The following is a 13,751-nucleotide window of genomic DNA, read 5'->3' on the forward strand; positions in this document are numbered from 1 at the left end:
GATCGTGGCCATGGACGGCTTCGGGGGCTACAAGAACGCCGCGGTCGAGGCGCTGCCCGACGCGGTCACGGTGATGGACCCGTTCCACGTCGTCGCTCTGGCCGGGCACAAGCTCGACCTGTGCCGTTCAACGCGTCCAACAGGACACCCTCGGGCACCGCGGGCGCTCCCGAGACCCGCTCTACCGCGTCTCACCCTGCGAACCCGCCTCGGGCTGCTCACCGACCGCCAACGCGCCCGCCTCGAGACCGTGTTCGCCTACGACGAGCACGTCGCGGTCGAGGTGACCTGGTGGGCCTACCAGCAGATCATCGCCGCCTACGAAGACCACGACCGCCACCGCGGCAGAACCCTGCTCGCCGCCGTGATCGACCGGCTCCGATCCGGGCTACCGGCCGGGCTCGAGGAACTGGCCACGCTCGGGCGCACCCTGCACCGCCGCCGCGACGACGTCCTGGCCTACTTCACCCACCGCGCCTCGAACGGGCCGACCGAGGCCATCAACGGCCGGCTTGAAGCCCTCCGACGCAACGCCCTCGGGTTCCGCAACCTGATCAACTACCGCATCCGAGCCCTACTGCACTGCGGCGCACTCGCACTCTAATTCCGGAAGAGCCCGATAAGGTTGCGTTTGCAAGGATGTCCGTGCGAGGAAGACAAACGTTCGCCAGATTCTGATCCGGCGACGCTTGCGGGTTCAGACCTCCAATGACCTGAATGGCGGCGCGAACATCGCTAGGGAGAACCAGGTCGGGTGGATTATTACCGCCCACCAATGCCAAGGATCCGCACGCCGGGTCGCGGGAATCGATTACGTGGTCACGCGTGTAGGCCGCAAGAACGTCTGTGACAGTAGGTTGGTCGCGAGAAGAATCGCGCGCAAGACGCCCGAGAGCGTAGATGCCGCCGAGCCTGACGTCCAAGCCCGGGTCACCGAGCTGCCCCACGGCTCGAATGTACCGATCCGTGACCTGCCCCTCCCCCGTCTGGTTTGTAGTACTAATGAGCGCGAGGACGGCGATCAAGGCGCTGGCGAGCGCAGCTATCGATGTAATCAACGCTGCCACAGGACCCCACCGGTCCCGCGAGCGCTGCGGAGCCGGCAGCCGGGCTCCGGAGCACTCGAACTTCACCGTTCCTAGGGAAGCCCTCCGAGGCATGAGGCGAGCAATGGCAACAGCCGCTGCTGCGCCAACGAGAGCACCACCGGCAACCAGGTGGTGCCGTCGTTGTCTCGAACGGCCGCCCTGCACGGAGCGGTATCATGCATCGACTTGCAGTGGTTGCACTCGTCCGATTGGCCGAACAGAGACTCGGCGACAACGCTCACTCCCATGTCCCCGGGCCCGTACAACTGAAGCCGCTCGAGCCGACCCCCGAGCAGCAGACCAAGGCCGTCGATCTTGAGCGCCTCCAGGGCGCCGCTGATACCTCGCGGATCGCGCTGATGCCGAAGATGATCTACATACGGGGCGCGGGACTGGATGCGAATTTGAGGTCGATCGCCTTACCTGGGCGAGGCGCCGGCCGGTCCTCGACATCCTGGCGCTGACTCTCACGAAGGGTCTCGACGTGAACGATGGAGATCGACACGGCCAGCGCAGAGATCAACAGCGCGCAGGCTCGGCCGGGAACACGACGTGACCCGCCCGGCTCCTCAGCACCGGCGGTCCAGGCAGAGGCTGTCCCCAGTCTGATAGTCCCCTCGAGGTCGCGCTGGCACCGTAGTGCGCTCCCGCGGCCCATCGTGACCGCACCTCTTGTGAGGTGACCCTCGTGACGCGGCCCGCTCCGTACCAGGCGTCCAGCCTTGCGGTGCTCGACGTCCTGGTGCTGGCCTCATCCGGGCACTGTGAGCTCACGGTCGACATCGACAAGGTCACGACGGAGGTCGTCGGCGCGCGCCCATCGCCCGGTCTCGGTTCGGGCACGGCGTCGCTGTAGGGCGCGCCATCGACTCGGGCCGGGGTGATGACGAAGAGGCCACGGGCCAACAGAGCTCACCACGACCTCAGGGCGAGCCGATATCGATGCTGAGGTAATGGAGCGCTCACGCGAGTAACAGACCAGCAGCACAGAGCGGCTCATCTGCCGTGTCGCGGGGCAGCCAGACTCCGCGGTTGGGTCGCCTGCCGAAGATTGGGTGATCGCTTGAAGTGATAGTAGCCAACTGTACGGCCCTTTGTGGCGACATTCTGGCCCGAAGACATGAACTTGTCACGGCTCTGCTGACCCTCTTCCACGAAGGTGAAGGAGCATGAGGCCAAGTCCCAGCCCTCGCCACATATCGCGTTGAGTATATCGTTCGGATCAGTGGCCCGTTGAGTTGTGTTGCTTCCGACCATGGCTACGATAATCGCTTCTTGATTCATCACGTCGAGGGATGTCTGGTGGACATGGTCTCCTCGCTCGAATGCCGTTCGCGCTCGACCGACTGGAGACGCAAGAAACTCCTGCGCCTCCCTCTCGACTTGTCGAACTCTCCGACGCTCGTCTTCTTCGCGCTGCCGTCGCGCCTGCTCCTCCTGCTGTTCAGGCGTCTTTTGGAATAATCCCATGACTGTTCCCCCATTGCTCGACTGACTGGCTGCCCACGATGGGACCACAAAATTACGAAGAAGCCCGCCACTTGGTAGGCAGTTAGACCTAAACGAGGTCAACCACGAGCATAGGGTCTTCCACCTGTTAAGAGCCTCCGCTGACAGCCTATCGGGCGCCCTCGTTCGAGTGTCTGTCGGGCCAACCTAGGCTGGCAGCACCACTCAGGAGACAACCGCTCGTCGTCCGCGAGCAACTCTCACTAATCCCGCTTCAGCCAGCTGCGCAACCGCCCTCTGGGCGGTTCCAGCGGACACCCCATAGCGCTCCATGAGCTGCACGACCGTCGGCAAGAGCATCCCTGCTGTCAGCACCCCGCTGGTGATAGCACCGCGAAGGTCAGCAGCGATGCGCTCGTACGGACTCGAGGCGCGCGATGTCTGAACGTCAGCGCTCACGATCGGAGCTGCGTCGTCGAGATCGATCGGCATCGACGGCATGTGGCGATCAAAGTGCCCGGCGGCGCGCTGATCGGCCTCAGAGACCCAAGCGGCGTACGCCTTGAGGGTGGTGGTGCCTCCTCCCCCGTGCCCTAGACGGCCCGCCACGGTCCGCACGTCCACACCGGCCGCGATGAGCTCGGTCGCCGAGTAGTGGCGCAGCTGATGGAGGTGGATGCTCCAGCCAAGCCGTGCGCTCATGCGGATGAAGCGCTGGGTCACCGAGGACGGCGGCAACCACGAGCCGAAGTCGGGGTCCTTCGAGAACAGCCTCGACGAGGCAGTTAGTGCCGCCCCTCCGAACGCAGCGAGGTCATCGCAACGACCTCGGTACGCCCTCAAGAGGGCGACAGTCGATCGGTCGAGGGCGATCCGACGCTGCTGGTGGGTCTTGGTGTCCTTCTCCCAGGTCTTGGTGCCTTCCTGCGCGATGCTCGATCGGATCGCGAGGACTGCGCGTTCGAAGTCGACGGACTCCCATCGCAGCGCACACAGCTCGCCCCGCCGAGCGCCGGTGACCATGGCCAACCACACGAGGACACCCCACCCGAGGTCGATCGCGAAGGCCGCCTCGACGATCGCGGCCGCCTGCTCGGCGGTCGGTGGCTGCGGGTTGTTGGGCACTCCGCCCGGAGGTTCGGCGGCGTCGAGGGGGTTCACGCTGATCCACCCCCACCGCACCGCGCGGGACAGGGCCCCCGACAGACAGAAGTGGACCTCGCGAATCGAGGCCGGCGACAGCGGCTTACAGACGTGAGGCCGGCAGTTCGACGTGCAGTCGTGCCCTCCGATGACGCGGTGCTCGCTTGCCGAGCGCCCGTCACAGTGATCACGGCAGCGACGAAGCTCTCCCTTGAGCCGGTCGATGATCTCGCCGGTGAGCCTTGGGACTGGGAGGTCGCCGAGCGCCGGTCGAACGTGGAGCCGGAGGATCGACTCGTAGCGAGTCTGGGTGGTCGCGTCGACCTCGAGCACCTCGAGGTAGCGGTCGAGGAGTTGGTTGACCGTTGCTCGTGTGCGGGGCTGCTTCCGCTCATCGACCTGGCTGATGAGCCGAACTCGAGCCTTCTCGGCCTCCTTGGCCGCCCGCGCCCCGGCGGGCACCGACTCGGTCAGATAGAGCCGCTTGCCCGTGAGGGGGTCGACGCCTGCGTAGACGCGGACGCGCAGCCCGCCGCTCGGGAGAGTCTCAACCTCGCCGCGCTGGCGGCGGGGAGCGCGGGCGCTAGCCATGGTGCGAGTCTAGAGAAGACTCGCACCATGAATAGCTCCACGAACACGAGGTCGAGAGGCTCTGCGAGCCTCTGACCTGCGTAGCCCCGAGGGGATTCGAACCCCCGCTACCGCCTTGAGAGGGCGGCGTCCTAGGCCGCTAGACGACGGGGCCCTAGGAGAACGGCGACGACTCTAGATCACGGTCCGCCACCGCTCGCAGCTGGGGTACCAGGACTCGAACCTAGAACAACTGAACCAGAATCAGCCGTGTTGCCAATTACACCATACCCCATGGCGATCACCGAGCGTGACGCACGACCGCGCCCGGCGACGGCATCCAGTCTAGGACATCGGCTCCCCCACGCTCGACACCCCCCGAGAGCGGCGACGGGGCCGCAGGTCAGAGCCCGGACCAGCGTCCCGGTAGCCTGGGTGAGTTGGGCAGCCGCACGACCAGGAAGATCGAGACGTGAGTTCTTCGCCCGCCCCCGGCAACGGGAGCAAGCCTGCGTTCGCCTCCCTCCCCGCGAGCGTGGACCTGCCCGCGATCGAGCGCGAGGTCCTGGCCCGCTGGGACGACCGCGACGTGTTCCGTCGCACCCTCGAGCGCACCGCCGACGGCGAGCCGTGGATCTTCTACGAGGGCCCGCCGACCGCCAACGGCCAGCCGGGCACCCACCACGTCGAGGCCCGCGCGTTCAAGGACCTCTTCCCCCGGTTCAGGACGATGCGCGGCTACCACGTGCCCCGCCGCGCCGGCTGGGACTGCCACGGCCTGCCCGTCGAACTGGCCGTCGAGTCCGAGCTCGGCTTCACGGGCAAGGGCGACATCGAGCGCTACGGCATCGCGGAGTTCAACGCGGCGTGCAAGGAGTCGGCGCTGCGCAACGTGAGCGCCTTCGCCGCGATGACCGAGCGCATGGGCTACTGGGTCGACCTCGACCAGGCCTACCTGACCATGGCACCGCGCTACGTCGAGAGCGTCTGGTGGTCGCTCAAGAAGATCTTCGACGACGGGCTGCTCGTCGAGGACCACCGCGTCACCCCGTACTGCCCGCGCGACGAGACGCCGCTGTCGGACCACGAGGTGGCGCTCGGGTACGAGGACGACGTCGACCCCTCGGTCTACGTCCGCTTCCCCCTGACCGACGGGCTCTGGGCCGGCGCCGACCTGCTGGTCTGGACGACGACGCCCTGGACGCTGCCGTCGAACACCGCCGTGGCCGTCGCCCGCGACATCGCCTACGTGCGGGCGACCACCGCGGACGGGGACGACCTCGTCGTCGCCGAGGACCTGCTGGGCGTGCTCGGCGAGGGCGCGACCGTCACCGATCGCGCCACCGGCGCCGACCTGCTGGGCAGCCACTACCGCCGCCCGCTCGACCTCCTCGACGACGAGCGCTTCGGTGACGCCCACCGCGTCGTGCACGGCGACCACGTCACCACCGACGCCGGCACCGGCCTGGTGCACATGGCCCCCGCCTTCGGCGCCGAGGACCACCTCGTGGCCAAGGCCGAGGGCCTCGAGATGGTCAACCCGATCGGTCCGAACGGGCACTTCGACGAGGACGTCCCCCTGATCGGCGGGATGTTCTTCAAGGCGGCCGACCCGACGCTGGTCGAGGAGCTGCGCGCCCGGGGCGTGCTGTGGCGCTCGGAGTCCTACGAGCACTCGTATCCGCATTGCTGGCGCTGCCACACGCCGCTGATCTACTACGCGCTGCCGTCGTGGTTCATCCGCACGACCGCGATCCGCGACCGGCTGGTCGAGGAGAACGAGCGGACGAACTGGTACCCGCCGCACATCAAGCACGGCCGCTACGGCGGCTGGCTCGAGAACAACGTCGACTGGGCGCTCTCCCGCAACAGGTACTGGGGCACGCCCCTGCCGATCTGGCGCAACGACGCCGACCCGTCCGAGATGGTGTGCGTCGGCTCGCTCGCCGAGCTGGGCTCGTGGGTGGGCCAGGACCTCGCCGAGCTCGACCCGCACCGCCCTTACGTCGACGACGTGACGTTCCCGGCGCCGAGCGGCACGGGCACGATGCGGCGCGTCACCGACGTCATCGACGTCTGGTACGACTCGGGTGCCATGCCGTTCGCCCAGTGGGGCGCGCCGCACCACCACGAGGCCGACTTCGAGGCCGCCTACCCCGCGCAGTACATCTGCGAGGCCATCGACCAGACCCGCGGCTGGTTCTACTCGCTCATGGCCGTGGGCACGCTGGTGTTCGACCGGTCCTCGTACGAGAACGTCGTGTGCCTGGGTCTGCTCCTCGACGAGCAGGGCCGCAAGATGTCCAAGCACCTGGGCAACGTGCTCGACCCGTTCGAGCTGTTCGACTCCCACGGCGCCGACGCCGTCCGGTGGTTGATGCTCGCCCAGGGCTCGCCGTGGGTCGACCGGCGCGTCGGGCACGAGGCGCTGCGCGAGATCGTCCGCAAGATCCTGCTGACCTACTGGAACACGGCGTCGTTCCTGGTCACGTACGCGAACGCGTCGGGGTGGACGCCCGCGGAGCAGCCGACGCCGAGCGACCACCCCATGGACCGCTGGGTCCTCGGCGAGCTCGCGACGTGCGTCCGCGAGGTCACCCGCGCGCTCGACGACTTCGACTCCTCGAGCGCGGGCCGGGCGATCACGGCGTTCGTCGACGACCTGTCGAACTGGTACGTCCGCCGCTCGCGGCGGCGCTTCTGGCACGGCGAGCCGGCGGCCCTGTCGACGCTGCACACCTGCGTCGAGACGCTCTCCCGGCTCATGGCGCCGTTCACCCCGTTCGCGACCGACTACCTGTGGACGCTCCTCCAGGGCGACGTCGTCGAGGGGGCGCCGGACTCGGTGCACCTCGCCGACTGGCCGACGGTCGACGAGGCCGCGATCGACCCGGGCCTGGCCGAGCGGATGGCGCTCGTGCAGCGGATCGTCGAGCTCGGCCGCTCGACGCGGGCCGCGAGCGGCGTGCGCACCCGCCAGCCGCTCTCGCGAGCCGTGGTGGCCGCCCCCGGGTTCGCCGACCTCGCATCCGATGATCAGGGGCGGGGCCTGCTCGCCGAGATCGCCGAGGAGCTCAACGTCGGGCGCGTCGAGGCGGCCGGGTCGGACCTCGTCGAGGTCGTGGTGAAGCCGAACTTCCGCGCGCTCGGCAAGCGCTTCGGCAAGCAGACGCCCGTGGTGGCCGAGGCCGTCAAGGCGTCCACCGACGCGCCCGTCGACGGGTCGCTGACGGTGGTCGTGGACGGCGAGGAGATCGCCCTGTCCGGCGACGAGATCCTCGTCGAGGAGACCCCGCGCGAGGGCTGGGCGGTGCGCTCCGAGGGCGGCCTCTCGGTCGGCCTCGACACCGAGCTCACCGACGAGCTGCGCGCCGCCGGCCTCGCCCGCGACGTCGTGCGCGTCGTGCAGGAGGCCCGCAAGACCCGCGGCCTCGAGGTGTCCGACCGCATCGCGCTGACCTGGGCCGCCGACCGTGCCGACGTCGCGGACGCCGTGCGCACCCACGCCGGCTCGATCGCCGAGGAGGTGCTCGCGGTGTCGATGACCGAGGGCGCCGTCAACGGGGGTGCCGCGGCGCGCTCCGACGACCTCTCGCTCGCCGTGGCGATCACTCCGGCGGGGGCATGACGGGGTCGGTCGGCAGGCTCAGGTCCCCGAGACGCCACCCGGACCCCGCCAGCGCGTCGGCGAGCACGCCGGCGATGACGGGTCGCGGCGCGAGGCAGTCCTCGCAGGCCTGCGGCCCGGCGGCGATGTCGACCGCGACGGCGCCGCCGCGCACGGACCACGTCAGCGCGTAGCCGTCCCGGGCGACGAGGTGCCGCAGCGGGGCCAGCGCGCGGTCGAGGTCGCCGTCCTCGACCGCCACCGTGGGCGGCGGCCCGCCGCGGGGCCCGAAGGTGTCGACGACCGCCGAGACCCCCGCGTTCGCGGCGCCGGCGACCACCACGAGCACGGCCTCCGGCGACGTCAGCGCGTGCAGCCCGGACTCCACGTGGCCGGTGGCCTCGGGGTGGTCGTCGGGCACCCGCCAGCGCGTGGTCGACGACACCGCGGACTTGCCGACCGCGGCGAGCCGGTCCCGGTCGATCCACGACTCCTCGTGGACGGCGCGGGACACGTCGGCCTTCGACCAGCCGGCGTCCGCGAGCAGGTGCGCGTGCTCCGGGGAGAGCACGAGCGCGGCGCTGGTGCTCGCGTGCAGCAGCGCACCGGTGCGGGCGGCGGTGCCCGCGAGGTCGCGCAGCAGCTGCTCGGGGCGCGCGGTGTGCCGGGCCTCGACGTGGACGATCGAGCGGATGACGATCGCGGTGACGGTGCTCGACGCCGCGTCGAAGCCGAGGTCGACGTGCAGCGGGTCCCACGGGCTCGCCGCGGCGTTCTCGGCCAGGCAGCACGTGTGCTTGGCCGGGGTGCCCTGGGTGGCCTGGTCGAGCTCACCCGGCCGCAGACCGAAGATCGTGATCGCGGCGAGCCGGATGGCCCGGCCGATCGTCGCGTTGGCGCGGACCCCGGAGCCGAAGACGTTCCCCGCGGCGTTGAGCCCGATCCGCTCGGCGACCGGGCCGTTGACCAGCACCATCGGCGCCGTGCCGGTGGTCGACTGCCAGATGCCGCGGCCCGGGTAGCGCTCGGCGCGCAGCGAGTCCCACGCCGCGAGGACCACCGGGAAGTACTCCGGGCGGCAGCCGGCCATCACGGCGGTGACGGCGGCCAGGCGCACGGTCGCGGCGCGCCCGATCTGCGGCAGGTCGAGCAGGACCTCGTCGGGGTCGCGCGCCGTCGTCGCGAGGAGCTCGGCCAGCGCGTCCTCGGTGCACGGCACCACCGGCAGCCCGTCGGTCCAGCCCGCGTCGTAGCAGTGCTCGATGGCCGCGCGGGCCACCCGTGGGTCAGGCATCCGGCACCCCCAGGATCGCGAGGACGCGGGGGACGATCGCGTCCGCCCGCGCGGCGACGCCGTCACGATCGAGGCTCGCCAGCGGATGGGGCAGCACCGCGTACGGGAAGTCGGGGTGGCCCTGGACCCGCGCCATCGCCCCCGCGGCGGCCGTGAACGCGTCGGTGCACAGCGATACGGCCGGCACGCCCGCGCGCTCGAGTGCGATCCCGTCGGCCAGACTGGCCGCGCTGCAGGAGCCTCAATCGCCGATGGCGGTGACGGCCACGTCGCAGGAACGCAGCATCCGCAGGATCTGGTCCTCGTCGGCCGGGGTGCCGAAGTAGCCCTTGGTCTCGCGGACGACGGCGGCGAGCCGGAAGCGGTGACCGAGCCGCTCGGCGAGCGCGTCGAGCAGCGCCCCGGCGTTGGGCTTGCCGTTGTCGAGCAGGCCGAGCCGCAGCCCGTCGAGGGTCGCCGGCCGCGGGGTCAGCGCCGGGTCGGCGTCGCGGGCCCCGCCACCCGACGGGTCGAGGATCGGCGGGTCCCAGGTGGTCGTCATGCGCGTGCTCCTCAGGAGTCGAGGTTCGCCGTCAACCGCGCCCCGAGCGCGGCGTGGTCGATCGCGTGCACCGAGCCGGTGCCCGCGAGGTCGAGAGCGTGCGCGGCGCCGACGCCCATCGCCGAGCACGGGCCCATGACCCGCACGCTCGAGAGCGCGGCGGCGTCGCCGTCGACGCAGCGGCCGGCGGCGACGAGGTTCGTCACGTCCGGCGGGGTCATCGCCGCGAGCGGCACGTAGTGCACGTGGTCGGCGTCGAAGGTCTCCCACACGTAGCCCTCGACGCGGTCGTGCAGCTCGATCGGCCAGGCGGTGCGGGCGACGGCGTCGGTCGGGCGCCGTCCGGAACGGACGTCGTCGACCGTGACCTGCCCGGCACCGACGATCCACCGGGTCTGGCGCCGTCCGGGGAAGCCGTAGGCCCGCACGCGGGCCTTCCCGAAGGCCGCGGGGAACTCGGCGCGCAGGAACGCCACCACGCGGTCGGCCTGCTCGCGGCCCGCGAGCTGGGCCGCGGCGGCCGCCACGGGGTCGAGCGGCGCCTCGACGTGGGTCATGTTCATGACCGCCTGGTCGCGGCCGGTGAAGAAGAACGCGAGCCCGTCGCGGCGCACGAGCCCGTAGTCCGAGACGCGGGCGCCGACGCGCGCCGCGAGCTCGGCGGGGTCGGGCCGGGCGTCCTCGTCGAGGCGCTCGAGCACGATCTGCTGGCTGCCGTAGATCGGGCGCTCGGGCACGCGGCACGGCAGGCCCGCGTGCCAGGTCAGGGCGGCGTCCCCGCTGGCGTCGACGAACCCCGTCGCGTCGACGACGACGTCGCCGTACCGCGTGCCCGCCCGGACCCGGGTGAGCCGCCCGTCGGCGACCTCGACCCCCTGCACCGACGCCCCGAGCACGACCCGGACCCCGGCGTCGCGGACGGCCCGCTCGACCCAGCGCCCGAGCGCCACCTCGTCGTAGCTGACCGTCACGGTGTGCCGGTGGTGGTAGGCGAGGTCCCCGGACGCGCCGAGGTCGGCGAGGATCCCGTCGAACACGTGACGGGTCAGCCGGCGGTACCCCGGCGCGTTGCCGAACACCCCGCAGAACAGCCCGATCAGCGAGGTGACCATCTGGCCGCCCAGCACGGGCAGCGCGTCGACCAGGACGACGTCGCGGCCCAGACGGGCGGCCTCGAGCGCCGCGGACACCCCGGCGATCCCCGCGCCGACCACGCACACGTCCGCGCGCAGCGCGTGCGGCGCCTCGTCGGCCGGGCGGACGACGGTGTCGAGCCGCAGCGGCGTCAGCGGATGGGGCACGTCACGCGAACTCCTTCTCGCTCACCGACTCGTGCCACGGGATCACGAGGCGCTTGGCGAGGTTGACCGCGAAGAAGAGCACGGAGCCGACCGCGGCGAGCAGGACGATGACGGCGAACAGCGCCGGGGCGTCGAGGGCGTTGAGGCTCGAGACCACGAGGAAGCCGAGGCCCTCGTTGCCGCCCAGGTACTCCCCCACGATCGCGCCGATCACGGAGAAGACGATCGCGACCTCCATGCCGGCGAAGACGTAGGGCAGCGTGCTCGGCAGCTCGAGGTTGCGGAACGTCGACCAGCGGCTCGCGCCGAGACCCCGCATCACGTCGCGGTGGCCCGGGTCGACCGAGCGCACGCCGAGCAGCACGTTCAGCAGGATCGGGAAGAACGCCAGGATCGCGGCCATGATCACCTTCGAGGTGAGCCCGAAGCCGAACCAGATCACGAAGATCGGGATGAGGGCGACCTTCGGCACGACCTGGAAGGCGACCAGGGCCGGGCGCATCGCGACCTCGAGCCACGCGACCCGCCCGAGCACCCACCCGCCGAGCACCCCGAGCACCAGCGCGATGACGAAGCCCGTGAGCACCTCGGAGACGGTCACCTGCACGTGGCCCCAGGTCTCCGGGTCGACCAGCAGCTCGCCCAGGGACGCGGCCACCGCCGACGGCGGCGGGAGGACGAACTCCGAGATGCCGAACACCGACACCACCAGCGACCAGACGACCACCAGCAGGACGAGCAGGACCGGCGCCGAGATCCAGGGCAGCCATTTCGAGAGCCCGCGCTGTTCCATCTCAGTCCTCCTCGTCCAGCGCCCCGCGCAGCGACCGGACCGTCTCCCTGAAGCCGGGCTCCACGTCGATCTCCAGCTCGCGGGGACGGGCGAGGTCGACGTCGACGACGGAGTGGATCCGGCCCGGCCGCGGGGAGAGCAGCACGACCCGGTCGGCCAGGAAGACCGCCTCGGGGATCGAGTGCGTCACGAACACCACGGTGGCGCCGGTGCTCGCCGCGATGCTCTGCAGCTCCATGTTCATCCGGTCGCGGGTCAGGGCGTCGAGCGCGCCGAACGGCTCGTCCATGAGCAGCACGCTCGGGTCGCAGCTCAGTGCCCGGGCGATCGCCGCGCGCTGGCGCATCCCGCCGGACAGCTCGCGTGGCAGCGACTTCTCAAAGCCGCCGAGCCCGACGAGGTCGCACAGCTCGTGGGCCCGCGCCCGCCGCGTGGCCCGGTCGGTCCCGCGCAGCTTGAGCGGGAGCGCGACGTTGTCCTCGATCGAGAACCAGGGGAAGAGGTTCGCGTCCTGGAAGACCAGCCCGAAGCGGCTCACGGTCTCCTCGTCGCGCCGCGTGCCGCGCCACACCGGGCGCCCGCCCGCGCGCACCTCACCGGCGGTCGGCGGGAGCAGGCCCGCGAGGATCCGCAGCAGGGTGGTCTTGCCGCAGCCGGAGCGGCCGACCAGCGCCACGAACTCGCCGCTCGCCACGCTCAGGTCGATGCCGCGCAGGGCCTCCGTGCTGCCGCGCCGCGAGCTGTAGACCTTGTCGACGCCCGCCAGTTCGAGCTCGAGGTGCGTCACGGCGCTCGCGGGGGCGGCCTGTTCCAGGAGGTGGTCGGTCATGTCAGGTCCCGAGCAGATCGTTGGTGAACCACGGGTCGGGCTGCAGGCCGCCGGGCATGATGCGGGCGGCGGTCAGCTCGGCGTACGTGGCCTGCCAGCGGGCGGGGTCGGTGCGCATGAGGTTCTGCGGTCCCGCCGCGTTCCAGTTCGCGGTGTAGGCCCGCAGGCTGGTCTTCGCCAGCTCGGTGTCCTGCAGGATCGGGAAGTCGTAGCGGCTGCGGATCGTCGCGAGCGTCTGGTCGCCGGTCGGGTCGGACAGCACCGCGCCGACGGCCGACCGGATCCCGCGCAGGTAGCGGGTCATGAGGTCGCGGTTGCGCGGGTCGTCGAGCTGCGGGCGCGACGTCGCGTAGAGCTGGGCGCCGCTGGAGATCACGTCGGCCGGGTTGAACACGACGGCGTCCGGGCGCTGGGTGCGCAGCTGCTCGGAGGTGTCCAGCGACGCGACGTAGGCGGCGATGCGGCCCTGCGCGACGAGGTCGAACACGCCCGGGGCGACGCCGACGACCTGGCGCTGGACGCTCGCCGGGTCGACGCCGCCGCGGGCGAGCACGAGGTCGAGGGTGGTCTCGCTGGTGCCGCCCTGCGACGGCAGCCCGATCGTCTTGCCGGCGAAGTCGGCCGGCGTCCGGATCGGCGCGCTCGCCGCGGAGACCATCCGCACCGTGACCTGCTGGAGCATCGTGCTGACGTTGACCAGCGGCGCGTTCCGCTGACCGACGGCGATCATCGTCTCGATGTCGCCGATGCGGGACACGAGCGCGCTGCCCGCGATGAGCGTCTGGATCGCCTGGGCCGACCCGCGCGTGGTCTGGAACTGCACGTCCAGGCCTTCCCGCGCGAAGTGCCCACCGGCCGCGGCGACGAGCTCCGGGGTGAAGGAGAGCGTCTCCAGCGGCAGGACGTTGAGGAAGACGACCCGGTCGCCGGACCCGCCGGGCCCGGAGGAGCAGGCGGGGACGACCACCGCCGCGGCCCCGACCGTCGCGGCGAGGCCGGCGCGGTGCAGGAACCGGCGGCGCGACAGCGCCGGGGTCATCGGGAACGACGTCGTCACCCGAGCCTCCTCGGTCTCGCCTCGTGGTGGCGCGCCCGGGGAATGGTGGAAACGCATCCCTCGACGGCCGAAATCACAC

General features: G+C 71.0%; 10 protein-coding genes and 2 tRNA genes. 3 read left to right on the top strand and 9 right to left on the bottom strand.

Annotated elements, in window-relative coordinates:
* On the top strand, nt 1–604 hold a 604-nt coding region (locus tag QSK03_RS20260; RefSeq protein WP_285655822.1), incomplete at its 5' end, for a transposase.
* Nucleotides 605–1,776: 1,172 nt separating this feature from the next.
* On the top strand, nt 1,777–1,944 hold the full coding sequence (locus QSK03_RS20265) for a hypothetical protein (RefSeq protein ID WP_285655826.1): 168 nt from the start codon (nt 1,777–1,779) through the stop codon (nt 1,942–1,944).
* 818 nt (nt 1,945–2,762) lie between these two features.
* Here the strand turns inward: QSK03_RS20265 and QSK03_RS20270 are convergent.
* The 3 genes from QSK03_RS20270 to QSK03_RS20280 form a co-directional block, all read right to left on the bottom strand.
* Nucleotides 2,763–4,271, bottom strand: coding sequence for a tyrosine-type recombinase/integrase (locus QSK03_RS20270; protein WP_285655828.1), 1,509 nt, complete (start codon nt 4,269–4,271; stop codon nt 2,763–2,765).
* Nucleotides 4,272–4,352: 81 nt separating this feature from the next.
* Nucleotides 4,353–4,425: transfer RNA gene (locus QSK03_RS20275), tRNA-Glu, on the bottom strand.
* Nucleotides 4,426–4,473: 48 nt separating this feature from the next.
* Nucleotides 4,474–4,545 (bottom strand) — tRNA-Gln (locus QSK03_RS20280).
* Between the two features lie 177 nt (nt 4,546–4,722).
* Between QSK03_RS20280 and ileS the strand changes: the two genes are divergently transcribed.
* On the top strand, nt 4,723–7,878 hold the full coding sequence (gene ileS / locus QSK03_RS20285) for an isoleucine--tRNA ligase (RefSeq protein WP_285655830.1): 3,156 nt from the start codon (nt 4,723–4,725) through the stop codon (nt 7,876–7,878).
* Here the strand turns inward: ileS and QSK03_RS20290 are convergent.
* From QSK03_RS20290 to QSK03_RS20320, 6 genes are read right to left on the bottom strand one after another with little or no spacing between them, the layout of a single operon-like run.
* The gene (locus QSK03_RS20290) at nt 7,859–9,151 is read right to left on the bottom strand and encodes a hypothetical protein (protein ID WP_285655832.1); all 1,293 of its coding nucleotides are present in this window, start codon (nt 9,149–9,151) and stop codon (nt 7,859–7,861) included. The two genes, ileS and QSK03_RS20290, sit on opposite strands and share 20 nt — an antisense overlap.
* Nucleotides 9,144–9,692 carry a UGSC family (seleno)protein gene (locus tag QSK03_RS33435; protein WP_502872198.1) on the bottom strand — a complete coding sequence of 183 codons (549 nt, stop codon included), beginning with the start codon at nt 9,690–9,692 and terminating at the stop codon, nt 9,144–9,146. Before QSK03_RS33435 ends, QSK03_RS20290 begins: the two co-directional genes overlap by 8 nt.
* An 11-nt stretch (nt 9,693–9,703) precedes the next feature.
* On the bottom strand, nt 9,704–10,993 hold the full coding sequence (locus QSK03_RS20305; protein WP_285655839.1) for an FAD-dependent oxidoreductase: 1,290 nt from the start codon (nt 10,991–10,993) through the stop codon (nt 9,704–9,706).
* A 1-nt stretch (nt 10,994) separates the two neighbouring features.
* The gene (locus QSK03_RS20310) at nt 10,995–11,786 is read right to left on the bottom strand and encodes an ABC transporter permease (RefSeq protein ID WP_285655842.1); all 792 of its coding nucleotides are present in this window, start codon (nt 11,784–11,786) and stop codon (nt 10,995–10,997) included.
* 1 nt (nt 11,787) lies between these two features.
* Nucleotides 11,788–12,615: an ABC transporter ATP-binding protein gene (locus tag QSK03_RS20315; RefSeq protein WP_285655845.1), complete on the bottom strand. Its 828-nt coding sequence runs from the start codon at nt 12,613–12,615 to the stop codon at nt 11,788–11,790.
* A gap of 1 nt (nt 12,616) precedes the next feature.
* Nucleotides 12,617–13,672 (bottom strand): ABC transporter substrate-binding protein, encoded by a 1,056-nt coding sequence (locus QSK03_RS20320; protein WP_285655849.1) that lies wholly within the window; start codon nt 13,670–13,672, stop codon nt 12,617–12,619.
* Nucleotides 13,673–13,751 lie beyond the last annotated feature (79 nt).

The organism is Actinomycetospora sp. NBRC 106375 (assembly GCF_030269665.1).
Taxonomy (GTDB): Bacteria; Actinomycetota; Actinomycetes; order Mycobacteriales; family Pseudonocardiaceae; genus Actinomycetospora.

What these genes read in the sequence shown, in the direction of transcription:
- QSK03_RS20315 (WP_285655845.1), bottom strand. Translation starts at nt 12,615, where the DNA reads ATGACCGACCACCTCCTGGAACAGGCCGCCCCCGCGAGCGCCGTGACG.
- QSK03_RS20270 (WP_285655828.1), bottom strand. Translation starts at nt 4,271, where the DNA reads ATGGCTAGCGCCCGCGCTCCCCGCCGCCAGCGCGGCGAGGTTGAGACT.
- QSK03_RS20310 (WP_285655842.1), bottom strand. Translation starts at nt 11,786, where the DNA reads ATGGAACAGCGCGGGCTCTCGAAATGGCTGCCCTGGATCTCGGCGCCG.
- QSK03_RS20290 (WP_285655832.1), bottom strand. Translation starts at nt 9,151, where the DNA reads ATGCCTGACCCACGGGTGGCCCGCGCGGCCATCGAGCACTGCTACGAC.